The 14,457-nt window shown below is 59.1% G+C and carries 15 protein-coding genes; 12 read left to right on the top strand and 3 right to left on the bottom strand.

Annotated features, from left to right (window positions below):
• Window positions 1-13: 13 nt before the first annotated feature.
• The 3 genes from F9K20_RS07215 to F9K20_RS07225 all read left to right on the top strand — a co-directional run bounded on the left by F9K20_RS07215 (window position 14) and on the right by F9K20_RS07225 (window position 4,307).
• A complete protein-coding gene (locus tag F9K20_RS07215) occupies window positions 14-1,513 on the top strand; it encodes a primase-helicase family protein (RefSeq protein ID WP_290999226.1) in 1,500 nt (499 codons plus the stop codon).
• A gap of 878 nt (window positions 1,514-2,391) precedes the next feature.
• Entirely contained in the window at window positions 2,392-3,111 is a 720-nt protein-coding gene (locus tag F9K20_RS07220) for a recombinase family protein (protein ID WP_290999228.1), read from the top strand.
• 821 nt (window positions 3,112-3,932) lie between these two features.
• Window positions 3,933-4,307: a hypothetical protein gene (locus F9K20_RS07225; protein ID WP_290999231.1), complete on the top strand. Its 375-nt coding sequence runs from the start codon at window positions 3,933-3,935 to the stop codon at window positions 4,305-4,307.
• Window positions 4,308-4,472: 165 nt separating this feature from the next.
• On the opposite strand, the gene F9K20_RS07230 is transcribed toward F9K20_RS07225, so the two are convergent.
• A complete protein-coding gene (locus F9K20_RS07230) occupies window positions 4,473-4,913 on the bottom strand; it encodes a helix-turn-helix domain-containing protein (RefSeq protein WP_290999234.1) in 441 nt (146 codons plus the stop codon).
• A gap of 68 nt (window positions 4,914-4,981) precedes the next feature.
• Between F9K20_RS07230 and F9K20_RS07235 the strand changes: the two genes are divergently transcribed.
• The 4 genes from F9K20_RS07235 (at window position 4,982) to F9K20_RS07250 (ending at window position 7,823) form a co-directional block, all read left to right on the top strand.
• Window positions 4,982-5,788: a pentapeptide repeat-containing protein gene (locus F9K20_RS07235; RefSeq protein ID WP_290999237.1), complete on the top strand. Its 807-nt coding sequence runs from the start codon at window positions 4,982-4,984 to the stop codon at window positions 5,786-5,788.
• 19 nt (window positions 5,789-5,807) lie between these two features.
• On the top strand, window positions 5,808-6,329 hold the full coding sequence (gene lspA / locus F9K20_RS07240; protein WP_290999240.1) for a signal peptidase II: 522 nt from the start codon (window positions 5,808-5,810) through the stop codon (window positions 6,327-6,329).
• Window positions 6,330-6,657: 328 nt separating this feature from the next.
• Window positions 6,658-6,975, top strand: coding sequence for a Spy/CpxP family protein refolding chaperone (locus F9K20_RS07245; protein WP_290999242.1), 318 nt, complete (start codon window positions 6,658-6,660; stop codon window positions 6,973-6,975).
• A 128-nt stretch (window positions 6,976-7,103) separates the two neighbouring features.
• The gene (locus F9K20_RS07250) at window positions 7,104-7,823 is read left to right on the top strand and encodes a c-type cytochrome (RefSeq protein ID WP_290999244.1); all 720 of its coding nucleotides are present in this window, start codon (window positions 7,104-7,106) and stop codon (window positions 7,821-7,823) included.
• Between the two features lie 387 nt (window positions 7,824-8,210).
• Here F9K20_RS07250 and F9K20_RS07255 read toward each other — a convergent pair whose 3' ends face one another.
• Complete coding sequence (locus tag F9K20_RS07255) at window positions 8,211-9,074, bottom strand: MBL fold metallo-hydrolase (RefSeq protein ID WP_290999246.1); 864 nt, start codon at window positions 9,072-9,074, stop codon at window positions 8,211-8,213.
• 95 nt (window positions 9,075-9,169) lie between these two features.
• Between F9K20_RS07255 and F9K20_RS07260 the strand changes: the two genes are divergently transcribed.
• The 5 genes from F9K20_RS07260 to F9K20_RS07280 all read left to right on the top strand — a co-directional run bounded on the left by F9K20_RS07260 (window position 9,170) and on the right by F9K20_RS07280 (window position 14,090).
• Complete coding sequence (locus F9K20_RS07260) at window positions 9,170-9,487, top strand: metalloregulator ArsR/SmtB family transcription factor (protein WP_290999248.1); 318 nt, start codon at window positions 9,170-9,172, stop codon at window positions 9,485-9,487.
• A 20-nt stretch (window positions 9,488-9,507) separates the two neighbouring features.
• Entirely contained in the window at window positions 9,508-9,735 is a 228-nt protein-coding gene (locus tag F9K20_RS07265; RefSeq protein WP_290999251.1) for a rhodanese-like domain-containing protein, read from the top strand.
• Between the two features lie 14 nt (window positions 9,736-9,749).
• A complete protein-coding gene (locus F9K20_RS07270; RefSeq protein WP_290999254.1) occupies window positions 9,750-10,055 on the top strand; it encodes an SHOCT domain-containing protein in 306 nt (101 codons plus the stop codon).
• 1,314 nt (window positions 10,056-11,369) lie between these two features.
• Window positions 11,370-13,586 carry a class I SAM-dependent methyltransferase gene (locus F9K20_RS07275; RefSeq protein WP_290999256.1) on the top strand — a complete coding sequence of 739 codons (2,217 nt, stop codon included), beginning with the start codon at window positions 11,370-11,372 and terminating at the stop codon, window positions 13,584-13,586.
• Between the two features lie 156 nt (window positions 13,587-13,742).
• Window positions 13,743-14,090 carry a hypothetical protein gene (locus F9K20_RS07280; RefSeq protein ID WP_290999259.1) on the top strand — a complete coding sequence of 116 codons (348 nt, stop codon included), beginning with the start codon at window positions 13,743-13,745 and terminating at the stop codon, window positions 14,088-14,090.
• A 52-nt stretch (window positions 14,091-14,142) separates the two neighbouring features.
• On the opposite strand, the gene F9K20_RS07285 is transcribed toward F9K20_RS07280, so the two are convergent.
• Complete coding sequence (locus F9K20_RS07285) at window positions 14,143-14,457, bottom strand: P-II family nitrogen regulator (protein ID WP_290999262.1); 315 nt, start codon at window positions 14,455-14,457, stop codon at window positions 14,143-14,145.

Here is a 14,457-nt window from a genome sequence, read left to right on the forward strand (position 1 = left end):
AGAGGAAAGAGTCATGAGTAGCCAAGCAAATACAAAGAACGTTTTCACGCTCCCCGAGGTTGGCGGCTTTGTTGTGCCGTTTGGGCAAATGGATACCGCCCTGAAGCAAATGAATGAGCGTTGGGCGGTCGTTAAGATCGGCGGAAAAACCCGCTATATGGTTCTTCGGCACGACGCGCAGAGTGAGTTTGTCGATAAGCAAGGCCTCAATAATCTATTCGAGAACGCATACTACGAAGATATGACGAAGCGGGGTGAAATTGTCATTCGGCGATTCTTGCCGCGTTGGCTAGGTTGGACGGAGCGGCGCCAGTACAACGGGTATGGCTTTTTCCCCGCTCCCGAAGGGCATCCGCTTGCCTGCCCGGAAGGCTACTATAACGCCCATCAAGGCTTTGCTGTTGAGCCTAAGAAGGGGTCCTGGAAGCTGCTTCTAGGCCACATCTATCGCAATGTTTGCCGCGGAGACGCCGACCGCTTCCGATGGCTGATTGCTTGGCTCGCTCAACTCGCACAACAACCTCATATCAAGCCAGGCACGCACGTTGTGCTGAAGGGGGCGGAGGGGACGGGTAAGAGCAAACTCGGCGAGTGGATGATTCGATTGTTGGCTCCTAGCGCCATGCCGATCACTTCCGGAGAACGCATCACCGGTCGGTTCAACGCACACTTAGAAAGTCTTCTGTTCGCCTTGATCGAAGAAACATTTTGGGCGGGCGACAAGCGGGCGGAAGGTGTGCTCAAGTCCCTCGCGACAGCGGAGGAATTCGACTATGAGCGCAAGGGCCTCGATCCGTACGCCGGGAGAAACTATCTGCGGCTGATGCTCGCCTCGAATGAGGATTGGGTTGTGCCCGCTGGTTCGGGTGGCCGTCGTTGGTTCGTTCTTGAGGTTGGCAATGGTCGGGAGCAGGACCATGCGTTCTTCAAGGCGCTCGATGAAGAGATGGAGGACGGCGGTCTGGCGGCCATGCTTTACGACCTGCTGCGCCACGACTTTTCGAAGGTCAATCTTCGCCGCGCCCCTTTGACTGAATGGCTGGTTGAGCAGCGTCTGCACTCGTACGACACGCGGCGTCGATGGTGGCGTGACGTGCTGGTGAGCGGCGAGTTTCGACCCGATGACGACACCACGCCCGTGCGGCTCAATGCGTCGTCGGAGACAATCGTGCGCAAGGACGACGTGTTCAAGGGCGCGCGCCGTCACTTTGGCAATGACCGCCGCCCGGCGTCCCCGAGCGAGATTGGCACCTTCCTGGTCAGAACGCTCGGTGTATCAGTCCGTGAGGGTCCGCGGTTGCGGGAACACGACGGTGAGCGTTCACGCACATACGTCTTCCCGCCGCTGCACGAAATGCGGCAAGCTTGGGCAGAAGCTACAGGAGACGTGATCGATGACCCGCTTGACGGCGCTGACGAACAGACTGTTGAGCCCGAAGCTGCGACTTGTGTCGTGCCTATGCACGGCTATCGCGGGCGGGGGTCGTCTAACGGGCGCTCTGCCAGCGCGTGAGCGGGGGCGGCGGGCCTGATCCCGGTCCGCCCCGGTCCGGGGCGTGTGTGGGGGGCTGGCCCAGGTAAAATCTAGTTGGACGCGCGTCGGTCCAACGTGTCCAGTCGGTCCAGTCTTTTTTGGAGATTGAGAAGATCATCTAACTCAAAAAAACACACACGCACACACGCGCGCTCTCTCTCGGGAGCGCAGATGGCGTGGACCACTGGACCGAGCGGACCACGCAGCACCTTTTGCCTCAAATATGGGGCTCACGAGCGTGCTGGCTCTTTTGTTTGTTCGTGACCCGCAATGACCGGTGGTGCTTGACCCTCTCATTGTAGCTGCGTTCCTCTAAAGCCAACCTCTGCAGATCAGCACGTAGCGCACCCTCAATCGCGGTACTCTCGGCGTCCTGTAGCAGCTCCGTGAACCGGCCTAACTCACACCAGCGAATCCAGCGCATGCGCACCGCTGTGCAGGTTCCATAGGGGGTTCTGAGCAGGGTCCAGTTGAGGGCTCCTTCCCCATATCGGATCAGGGTTCGCAGCGCCTCCACGAATTGCCTGTCTCGCTGATCGCCCCGGCGCCCCGGCGGAATGGCTTGTCGAAGGCAAGCCCACTCAGCATCGGTCATCGGCTCAACAAGGTGAAAGAACGGATCGGCCAATGGCTCGTCGCTTCGCGGGGGAGCGGTGAGATCGGGAATATGCGTAGGGTCAATGCCTACTTCGCGACACGCTGTTTCAAACGAAATCAAAAGAGCCTCCATTCGCTGGTATGCCATATGGCTATCGACGGTCAAATTTACAAGAAAATAACCAATTCTGTGCGGGCAGATAGAGCAGCCAGACAGAATGTGGCATAATCCATCAAAGAAATTGGAGAATAGAATTCCAATGAGTAGGCAGAAGCAGGATATCGCGCGGGGTCTGGGATATTGCCGGGTCAGCACCGAGGACCAAACAAAGGGCGAATCACTCGAAATTCAGCGATCCCGCATAGAAACCATCTGTGCGGCCGAGAGATTGGCGCTGGCGGCCATTTATGTTGAAGAGGGTATTTCGGGATCAAGACCATTTTCCGCCCGTCCTGAAGGCGCCAAGCTCCTGCAAACGGCAAAACGGGGCGATGTCATAGTGGCGCTGCGTCTTGACCGCATGTTCCGCAATACGAGCGACGCGCTTGATACCGCTGCGGCGCTCAACGCGCACGGTGTGAAACTGTACCTCGCCGACATGCGCGGCTACATCGCCGGGGACGCGGCAGGTGAGCTGCACTTCAGTATGCTTGCCAGCTTTGCCACCTTTGAGAGAAAGCGAATCGCTGAGAGAATTCGCGATTCAAAGCGCAGTTTGACTGCCCGGGGCGTATATGGCGGCGGCGACGCCCCCTTCGGCTACCGGAAGGTGCCCAGCGCATCGGGCGAGACGACGCGGCACGGCGCGCCAGTGCACTACCTAGAGCCGATACCGGAGATCATTGCGACTGCCCGTGCCTTGCTAGCCAAAGGCTATTCGTCCCGCCTAGCCGCGAGTCACTTCGCGCAGCTAGGCCATCGGGTAACGCACCATGCGGTGAATGCGCTGTTCAATCGGCTGCGCAGTCAGTCCGCTTGACCTTGCTGCAATGTGTGTACCGGTATCGGCAGGCTTTCGGCGTTGTGAGTGTTGTTGGGCGGAGACCTCTGTGCAGGCGCACGCCTCGCTGCGAGACTGCATCTTCATAATTCCGCTTTTTTGCGTCTGAAAAGACAAAAAGAATTGCACTAGAAATGTGCCCATAATATTGCATTTAAAATGGAGTTGCCTAATGCGTTTCGGCCGGCATTGGCAGGTTTGATGGCACCATCAGCGGTATATGGGAGTAGGGTTGGCAAAAACGCCCACCTGGGTTTTTCGCCCGCCAGGTACAAGAAGTGAACCTTTGGCAACTCTTGAAATATGGTTAACGGCTACCTATATTAAGGGCTACGTATTGAAGGGAAACGGGGACTTGAATCCAATAGCCTATGTGCGTGCCCGGCGTAACTTGGTCGTTTGGGGCGTCAACGAAATCGAAAGGCAATCAGCCCGCGTGTGCGGTGGTGTGTTGCCTGAGGGAATAACGGGGCCGCAACGACCAAAGAAGTGCGTTGTAGCCCTTCGCCCGCAAGGTGATTGGCTGGCTATACTCGTTTTGGCATTTTGCATTCGCGGCACAGCGGAAGCCCTCCTACTTGATCAGTCGGCAAACGCCTTTGAGGTTGCCGAAGAATGGTGGAGGCACTGCGCGGGCTACACACACGCCCTGTGTGATCGCACGCGCACTACACCAGAGCCATTTGTCTACCTGGACGCCGAATTCAGTGATCGGGCCGTTCGGCGGCTAGCTGCCTTGGAGATCGAGCCCGAGTTCAACGTAACGAGCGCGTGGTGCGCAAACAAATAAAGGGACGGGCATGCTGTACACAGTGGGTGAGGCCGCATTTCAGTTGGGTTTATCAGCCGATGAGTTTCGCGATCTAGTGGCCGATGGCATCTTTCCCGAACCTCGTACCACCGAGACCTATAGCCTGAATGCGCTGGTGAAGTGCTTCAATATTCTAAGGGATGGGCGAGCGTCAGCGCGCTCTGAACAGGTGTTGATCTCCCTCCATTCGGCTGCCAGCCTGCTCGACGTTTCGCTCGTGGAGTTATTCGCCATTGTGGGGCGCGGTGAACTAAAGCTGCGCGAGGGAGCCCGCGTGGCGCGAAGGGATATTGAAAACTTGAAGCCATCGAGAACGGCGGACAACCACCACAGGAAGGGAGAAGACTATGAGCATCATCATTGACAATGACTTTGTGCTGATGGAGCGGCAGCGCAGGCTCCGCGAAGGACGTGACAGTTGCGTTTCGGCAATCGCAGACCCCCAATCGGGATCCTGCTGCTAGAATAGTGTGATCTAAGGAGCGCTTGTCGCCTATGCTCATGATTACCTTCTCGCCTACGCTCATCATTACGTTGAGCTGAGGCGCCCACGCGCGCGCCTGGAACTTACCGGCGACTGCGAAAGCAGTCCAAGGATACGACAGTCAGCCGCGCGGCGGTCGGGACAGCTGGTAGCCATCCCTTCTAGTTCGGCACGTATTGCCCTGAGCTTTTTCAACTTGGCATCGACGACGGCCAACTGGCGGCGCGCAAGATCTTCGGCGGCGTGGCACGGCGCATTCGGGCTGTCGAAAAGTTTGATGAGCATCCGGATATCCCGGATATGAATGCCAAGGTCTCGCGCGTGACGGATTAGGCTCAAGCGCCTGATGGCTTGCGCATCATAGCGCCGCTGCCCTCCCTCGGTGCGCGCGGGTTGGGGCAATAGCCCAATTTGCTCGTAATACCTGATGGTCGGGATCTTCACTGCCGTTAGTGCGCTGAGTTTCCCGATTCCCACCTCAGTCATGTGGACCTCTTGAAGCTCTAGTTGCTAGAGACTCTATACTGGTTTTTGTAGGACCGGAAGTTGAGGCAATGGGAACAGATCTTGGCGTGATGAGGCGAATTGCAGTGTGCGTGCTGTGCGGCGTGATGGCCGCGGTCACGTGGCCTGCCATGGCCGCCAAACTGCCGTTGCGCAAGATCGTCGAGATCCTGTTCAAGGCGGAACCGGGTAGCAAACCCGATTTTTCCGGCGAGGACCTTTCCTTCCTCGATCTAAGCGAACTCGATTTCAAGCAGGCCAGCCTTGCAGGTGCCAACCTGCTTGGCGCGAATCTTTCAGGGGCCAACCTTGCTTCCACCGATCTGCGCAACGCGAAGCTGGATCGGGCCCAGGTCAGCCGCACCAATCTTAAGGGGGCCAATCTTTCAGGCGCGAGCCTGTTCGATGTTGTCGGATCCTTGAGTCTTGCGGAGCCAGCCGCCAACGCACCGAACTTCGAGGGCGCGAACCTGTCGGGCGCCCGCGTCATGGCCCGCTTGAGCCGTGCGAATTTGCGTGGAGCGAAGCTGACCGACGCACACCTTGGCACGCAGCGGAACGAGTTCAAGACCCCGAAGCAAACCGATCTTTCGGGCGCATCACTGGTGGGTGCAGACTTGACCCGGGCAGATCTCACCAGGGTCAACCTGGCATTCGCAGCGATGACCAATGCGAATTTAACTTACGCCAATCTTTATGGCGCTGACCTTTCACGCGCCGACTTGACCGGAGCCAATCTTGCGGGCGCCAACTTCGCGGACGCTGATCTTTACGGAGCAGTGCTGAAGGACGTGAAGGGGTTGGAGACGGTGCGTGGATGGGACAAAGCCCGCAACCGGAAAAAGGTCAGCTTCTGAATTGGGAGAAGGAGGAGGGATGGAGGGGCAGTGGGCGAAGAGGCTGGACGCCGCGTTGATCGGCACGAAGAACTGGATGGATCTGGGGGTTGTGGCTGCGGCAGTAGTCTTCGCGGACGTGCTCTCAAAGCAGGTGGCAGTTTTTTGGCTTTCCGGAGCGCCGCTTGGTGTGGCGGTGACGCCGTTCTTCAACCTCAGGCTTAGCTACAATTCAGGCATCAGCTTCAGCCTGCTTTCCGCGACCGGCCCCGGGGGGGTGATTGGATTGCTGGCTTTCGCGGCCGTGATGGTGGTCGCACTCGCACGGTCTGGGGTGCGTGCGTCGGGCGCGATCGAGCGCATCGGCTATGGGCTCATCATTGGCGGCGCGCTCGGCAACATGGTCGACCGCGCGCGCGACGGTTTTGTCTCCGATTTCATTGATGCACACGCCTTTGGCTGGCACTGGCCGAGCTTCAATCTGGCGGACGTTGCAATCACCTGCGGCACGGCGCTGATCTTGGTCAGCTGCACCGTTCTCTCCCGGGCGGACCCTGCATGAGTTGCAATGGCGCGGGTGGCAAGGCCACAGCATGCGTCTGCGCGTCCTTCTTGAACCTCGAGTGCCTTGAGGTTCTAGAGTCAGGGATAAATCGAGACCGATGAAGGAGTGAACGACGATGTGGCTATGGCTCAGACCAACACCGGGCAGCAGACGCCCATGATGGGCTATGGCATGGGTCCGGGAATGATGGGCCACATGATGGGTCATGGCATGGGCCCCGGCATGATGGGCAACATGATGGGGCCCGGCATGATGGGTAACATGCCGATGGGCATGGGGATGATGGGCAATATGCCCATGATGACGCCAGCGGACGCCAACACCTATGCGGGATACGCGAGCCACTTACGTAAAGGCGCAACTCGGTATAACCGACGCGCAGGCGACGACGTGGAACGCTTACTTGGCCGCATTTCGCAAGCATCTCACAGCGATGCAGCAGCACCATCAGGCGATGATGACGGCCATGGGAGCCGGAACGACCTCGGCGCAGCGAGCCGAGGCGCTCGTTGCCAGCATGGACGCGTGTCACGATGCCATGAAGGAACTCAAAACCGCTTATGTCGCCCTCTACCAGGCACTCACGCCTGAGCAGAAGCAAAAGGCAGACGCGCTGTTCATAGGCATGAGTTGGATGATGTGAGTCGTAGGGACGCTGGCGTCGCGGCTTCCCCTTAATGCGCTCGAAGAGAGGGCGCGGTGCCCGCGCTCCCGGCGAGTTCCAGAGGTATGAAAGTGCAAGGCCATTCCGGCCTGCGAGTTGGCGCTCGGATGAACGAAGCCCGTAAGGGCTTGCCAAAGGAAAGGGGATCGCAGATGCGCGGAGTCACCTCGCTTGGCCTAGTGCTCATCATTGCTGCGGCTTTCGTGATAGCCCAGCCCCAGAGCCGCGCCGAAATGGGGTGGTGGGACGATCAATCGCCCAGGTCGGCAGCCGGCGACTCCAAGCAGGGCAAGGCAACCGCGCAGGCCGTGTGCGCTGGATGTCACGGCGCTGACGGGAATAGTTCCGATCCACGTTACCCTAAGCTCGCTGGACAGAGCGAAACCTACATCTATAGGCAGCTTCAATCCTTTAAAATGGGCGGTCGCAAGTCTGATATTATGGCCGACATCGTCAAAGCCCTATCTGATGCTGACATGGCGAATGTTGCGAGCTTCTATAGCCAAGAAAGGGTGCAGCCCGATGCTATAGCCGATGCCGGCCTAGCCGCCTTGGGCCAGGATATCTTTTTCGCAGGTGTCGGATCTGGAATGATGTCTGCGTGTGTCATGTGCCACGGCCGGCATGGCGTAGAGCAGGGAATGCCAATGATGGGCATGATGGGCGATGCGCCTCGTTTAAACGGCCAGCACGCAGCCTACATCGTTGACCAGTTGAACCGCTTCAGTAGTGGAGAACGGCAATCCGACATAATGGGCGATATTGCTTCAGCACTCACCGAAATGGATCGCAAGGCCGTCGCCGAATTTCTCTCTGGCCTTCGATGAAGCTTCATTGCCTCTGGGTATCCCGTCTTAGGGTGGCATACTACGGGGCATGACGAATACAAAGGCTTGTGACTCCCGAAAGAAAGCGCCAAGTTTGCTTGTGGATTCGGGGCATTCCACGCCATGCTTCACCTGTACCTCTGGCTCTCAGCCGCCCATCCGCGTGGCTGGACGCTCGCCACTGGCAAATCGGTTCAGCTCGACGCCGACGGGCAGACCTACTGCCAACAACGGGAACTGGACCGGACGAATGAGTGGCCGAGGAGGCGGATCCTTATTGGTCAAATACGTTGCTTTGCAGCGACCTGCGCCCAGCGCAAAGGTGCGGGCGCAGATAGCGGCGTTCGACTGTGCCGGCCAACTTAGTTCCAGCGCTTGCCAGGCTGTTCAGGCCACGAGCCGCACTGGAATCTTGAGGTAGCGCACCCCATTGGCTTCTGCCGGCGGCAATTTGCCTGCCCGAATGTTCACTTGGATTGAGGGCATCAGCAGGAGCGGCGCGGCAAGCGTGGCGTCCCGAGCCTCCCGCATGGCGACGAACTCCACCTCAGTGACGCCGTCCTTGACTTGCGGGTTTTTGGCACGCTCTTCGGCGACCGTCGTCTCCCAAGCATAGTGGTCGCGACCTGGCGCCTTGTAATCATGGCACATGAAGAGCCGGGTCTCGGGCGGCAGCTCGAATAGCTTCTTGATTGAGCGGTAAAGTGAACGGGCGCTGCCGCCGGGGAAGTCGGCGCGGGCGGTGCCGTAATCCGGCATGAACAACGTGTCGCCCACGAATACGGCATCGGCAACCTTATAGGCAACGTCGGCCGGCGTGTGGCCAGGGACATAGAGGACCTCGACCTCGAGCTCGCCGAGAGGGAATCTCTCGCCGTCCTTGAAGAGATGGTCGAACTCGCTGCCGTCGCCCTTGAGGTCGGTTGCGTTGAATACCGGGCGGAAGATGCGCTGCACCTCGCGGATGTGCTCGCCGATGCCAACCTTGGCACCGGTCTTGAGCTTGATGTAGGGCGCGCCGGAAAGGTGGTCGGCATGGGCATGGGTTTCGAGCACCCAGTCGACCGTGAACCCCTCGGCCGCCGCCGCCTCAAGAATGGCGTCGGCCGACTTGGTCGCGGCCTTGCCGCTCCTGTGGTCGTAGTCGAGCACGGGGTCGATGATGGCCGCGCGCTTGGTCTTGGGATCGGCCGCGAGATAGCTGACCGTGTTGGTCGGCTCGTCGAAAAAGGCGCGAATGATCGGTTTCATGTCGGAAAGCTCCTTGCAGGCTCACAGCGGATCTGTCATTGACAGATATATGAGCGATTCCTAAATTAGCAATAGCTAAAGGGGCAGGAGGCGAAATGAACTACGCCCTGAGTGATCTCGCAGCCTTCGAGGCCAACGCGTTCGATGTGGCGCAGGTTCTGCGCGCCCTCGCCAACGAGCGCCGGCTCATGATCCTGTGCAAGCTGGTCGAGTGGGGCGAGGCCAATGTGAACTCATTGGCCGAGGCGGTGGGGCTGTCGCAGTCGGCGCTCTCCCAGCATCTTGCCAAGATGCGCGAAGAGGGGATCGTCGCGTTCCGCCGCGAAGGTCAGACGCTCTGGTACCGGGTCGCTGATCCGCGCATCAGGCTCCTGCTCAAGCAGTTGCAAAAGCTCTATTGCCCACCGGCATGAGCCAACGAGGAAGAACGAGTATGAGTCCAGCCAAAGTCAGCCCTATCGAGGCCAAGCGCTTCATCGATACGGGCGGCATCTTGATCGATATTCGCGGCGCCGATGAGTACGCCCGCGAGGGGATTCCAAACGCTCGCAATCACCCGTTAGGCGAGCTAAGCAAGCTCACTGGCTCGGCGGCGCCGGGAGGCTCGCGGCGGTTCTTTTTGACGTGCCCGGGGCGGCACGCAACGGCTGCTTCTGGATGATGTGAGGTGCGAAAATGCCAAAGTCTCTGTTAATCGGCGCGGTGATGACACTGGTGGCGCCTGCCCTCGCCCAGACCCCCGGTCCGGGCGGTCCTGGTTACGAATGGATGTGGTGGTGGGGACCGTGGCACATGCTGATGCCGCTCGTGTTTTTTGGACTGATTGTCTTCGGCATCGTTGCCTTGGTGCGCTATCTGTGGCCGGGGCCTGCCCCAGCCGAGAGACGGCGCGCCCTTGATGTTCTCGACGAGCGTTACGCGCGCGGTGAGATTGACCGCGAGGAGTACTTGAAGCGGCGAGATGATCTCGGCAGCCGCTAACATGGTGCGTCAGTCGAGCGGGATGACGGTACGGTACTTGCCGCCCGGCGACTGTTGTGGGGCTCTTCGCCCCGCTCGCCGGTGAGGGTCTGTCCCGTGCCGCACGAGGACAAGCGCTGAGACAATATTGATGATGAGCGCCGCGAACTCCAACAGACCCATCACACCGGCCACCGGTTCATTGAGGATAACGAGCCGGTAGATGGTAATGCGCGTCCCGAGGGCGCCAGGAAGGAAAGCCCAGCAAGAGCGCCGCTTGGCCGCGACGCGGTGGGCCGTAGTTTATCGCAAGAACGCCGAGCAGCGTAATCACTCCTGACAGATGCCCTCGCCTTTCTCGGGGACGGTTGAATGCCTGCGAATCGGCGAGGAGACCGCCGCGGAACTCGATGGTGCCAAACCCACGTTCAGGACGATCACGATCCACAGTACGTCATGATACTATGATGCTGGCAGCGCATCCAGTGGCTCCAAACCGGAGCCAAGCTCCGCCACCGCCGAGCGTGCGGCGTGCGCGACTTTTCTTTGCGGTATAGCGCAACTGCCGCGCTGCGCAGGAGGCGCGCACGGGCTCACGCCGGCGACCGCGTCCGATCTTTGCCGCACAGAACGGGCAATCCATGGTGGTGACCCGGTAGTGGCGTTCGGTAGCTCGATCCATAGTACTGATGTTTCTCGGACCGGTCGCGGCATGCACGCGCTAGCTGCGCCCCGGCGAGTGAACCAAAGAGGTCGATGAATGAAGGTAGCCGTGATCACCTTGCTCGCTTGCGTTTGCCTGGACGTGCATCAAGGGTTGTCGCTGAGTTCGAAATACCGAACGGTAGGACCCGTAACAGCTGAGAAGGAGGCGCGGAAACTGCAACCACCGCGAGATGAGCGTGCCCTGCACTGTCACAACACGATCCGCACGGGCCTCAAATGCCATCGCGGCTATACCTATCAGGGCCCGCGGTAAGGGCGGTCGGACGACAACTGCGGACGGCGCTTCCAAGGCAAGTGGCATTGGCTCCTTCTTCGGCGTTCCGCCCGCGTGGCTGCGTAGTTACAGGCTTTCGTTGTTGACTGCGAAGCGCCGGGAACATTTGCATGAGCTCAGACTACGACCGACTTGGCAGAACTGGCGGCGAAACAGGTCCGGTGACGGTGAGATGCATTGCCTTCAGATGCACTGTCGGCCACGAGATCATGTATTACCTGAGCGGGTGTGATTGCCGAGGTTTGCAGCAAAGACTTCATATGTTAGCCGAAGTGAGCGCCTGTAATTAGGCGCAGGCAGCGGTACCGTCGAAGTTGAATAAGGCTCGTGCACCCGTGGCAAAGTCAGTTCGTCCCTCCACAAAAAAATCTCCCTCGGCAAAAGCTCTCCAAACTGCCGTCGAAGAGCTGAATGCCGGGAACCTCTCACAAGCTGAGTTTGCCGTTCGTCTCGCTTTGACCGCCCGGCCAGATGATGGCGACGCGCTCAACCTGCTCGGGGGCATTGCACTTCGAAAGGGTAATTTGACGGAAGCCTTAAGCGCATTGGAGCGCGCTGCCGCTGCCAAGCCACGCGATGCTGGCGTGCACTTTAATCTCGCTGGAATCTATCGTCGCCGGGGGGAGCTCGAGAAGGCTGTCGAGCACTATGACATCGCTTCGCGAGCGCGTCGCGGGTACGCCGATGCCGAAACTCTGAAGGGCGAGGCGCTAAAGGAACTCGGTGAGTGGCAGCGAGCGATAGGAGCCTATCAGACGGCACTTCAATACAGCGCAAAAAATGCCGTCGCTTTGAACGGACTGGGCCAGTGCTTGATGCGTGCCGGCGACCATGAGGGGGCCGTAAAAGCATTCACGGCTTCGCTCGAGGCGCTGCCGCCGCAGGACACGCTCAACAGGGCGCGTGTTCTAGCGAATGTAGGGAGAGCGTTGCTTCGGACGGGCGCCGGATTGGATGGACTGAGGGTCCTTGCAGACGCAGCCGCTTTGGCGCCGGACAACGGCGAATTGCTGCTGCTGCTGGCCCGAAGCCTACGGCATGTGCGCGTTATCCCAGAAGGGGACGGTTTCCGGCAAGTGCTGCTACGCCTATTCGAGCACGAGGAGGTCGACCCCAGGGACCTTGCATCGGCAGCCGCGGCGGCTTTGAAAGCCGATCCTGCCTTCGTGAAATCGCTCCGCGTCCTGAGTTCCGGGTCAACTCCAATCGAAGCGCAGCAATTATTGGAGGTCACTCGCAACTCACTGCTGCTGGCGCACCTACGCAATGCTCCCGTCACGGATGGGCAGCTCGAACTCGCGCTGACGAACCTACGCCGGCAGCTTACCCTCGAGGCGGTGAAGTCCAATAGTGTTGATCTGGAATTTGTTTCTGCCTTAGCCCGTCAAGCGTTCCTCAACGAGTACGTCTGGGGTGTTACAGCGGAGGAGGAAACAGCTCTTACGGAACTCATCGCCGACCTGTCTGCGGAAGGGCGATGGTCCAGACTTGCGCTGGCGGCCTGCTATACGCCATGGTCAGAGCACCACTTTGAGGCTCGGGGGGCACCTGCTGCGGTGGCTGAGCTTATCCGCCAACAAATAGGCGAGCCCGCCGAAGAGCGAGCACTCGCCGCGGAAGTGCCTGCATTGTCGTCGGTCACGGACAGCACTTCCCTTCGCGTCAGAGCGCAGTACGAGCAGAACCCGTATCCCAGATGGGTCCGCGTCGGCCCGCGTGCGCCGCGGCCGTTTCGACGGGCGCTACTCGATCGGTTGCCGCATCTAGCCGAGCACTTTCTACCTCCAACCGACACACCGCGCGTCCTTATTGCAGGCTGCGGTACGGGCCTGGAGACGATGAACGTTATCAACGCATTCGAGGTGGCATCTGTGCTTGCCATTGATTTGAGTCGAGCAAGTTTAGGCTACGCCTGTCGCAAGCTTAAAGAGCAGGGCGTCACAAACGTGGATCACAGACAGGCGGACATCCTCGCTCTCGGCCACTTGGAAGATCGTTTCGATTTGATCCACAGCTTCGGTGTTATTCACCACATGGCCAACCCCCAACGAGGGCTTGCTATCTTGTCTCGCTTGCTGAAACCGGGCGGAATTCTTTTTTTGGGTCTCTACAGTAAGATTGCGCGGAGACCGTTGGTGAAGGCGCGAACGCTGATCGCAGAGCGGCAGATCAAGGCGACAAAGGATGGTATCCGCCACATTCGTCGCGAAATCCTCACGGGCGGCGTGGAAGATCCTGAGCTTGCGATCCTGGCCAGTCCCGCTTCCGACTTCTGGACTTTGTCGGAATGCCGCGACCTCATGTTCCACGTTGAGGAGCACCAATTCACGCTGCTGGAGGTTGAAGCGATGTTCGCTCGAGAAGGCCTTGCATTCCTGGGCCTCGAGGTGCCTCATGCCCCTGACTTCACTCGGTTTCGCCTCCAGTTTCCGGAGGCTTCCGATTTAATGGCACTGAAAGCATGGCACGCGTTTGAGGAGCAAAATCCAGAGGTGTTTGGAGGCACTTATCGGCTGTGGGCGAGGAGTTGTCCCGAAAACAGCCGATCTTAAGTTGGCGACACTGACACCCCCGACCCGCCTGGGGAAAAGAGCTTTGCTGACCGAGCGGCAGTTTGCCTCACTCGCAGGCCGTGCAGTTGGTCGTTCGTTGCCAAGGCGCAATTGAGCGTCTTGTTCTGCTCGGGGGCGCGTTTCAGAGGGTATTGGATGGCTCACGCAAGCCTCTTAATCTCTGCAGTGGCGGTGGTTTTGTCGGCGTGCAGTACCGCGCGCAGGACTGCGGCGCCTGACATCGACCTGGTGGGTCCGCCACCGGGTCTATGGGTCGGCGAAACGGGGAATCTTCGCTTCATCGATACGACGCCGGATGAAAGCGGCACGTTCGAGCTGAGCGGTCATGAAATCCTTGGTGGACTATGGAAGGGCCAGGGGGCGGACCAGTTCGAGATTACTTTTGGCACAACCAAGCAGGTGTGCCGCTTCGCACGCGAAGCCGAGCATTTGGTCATATCCGCCTGCACGCTGGCCGGGAAATTTTTTCTGTCGAGCAGATGAAAGTGAGTTGTCGCAAATCTCCCTTTGCATGGCGGGCTTGACGCACCGGGCGTCAGCCGTCGATTGGAAAGGCTGCGTCGATACCCGTCACGTAGATCGAGCCGGCGTGTCTTCTCCCAGTGCGTGCATTTTTACGAATGACCTCGACAGCGAGATCGACTTGATCTGCGGCACAGACAAGTTCTAGCTTTGCTTCCGCAATCACTTTCTCACCGATTTCTATGGAGTACTGCTCCTCTCGCGAATCGAGAGCTTTCAGCATCCCCTTGACGTCGACGACGGAAATATTGTTGAAACCCGCTGCCCTGAGTGCATGGACAACGTCGGCAACGCGGTTGCGATGGATAAATGCCTTGATCTCTTTCAC

The organism is Hyphomicrobium sp., from assembly GCF_009026145.1.
Classification (GTDB): domain Bacteria; phylum Pseudomonadota; class Alphaproteobacteria; order Rhizobiales; family Hyphomicrobiaceae; genus Hyphomicrobium_A.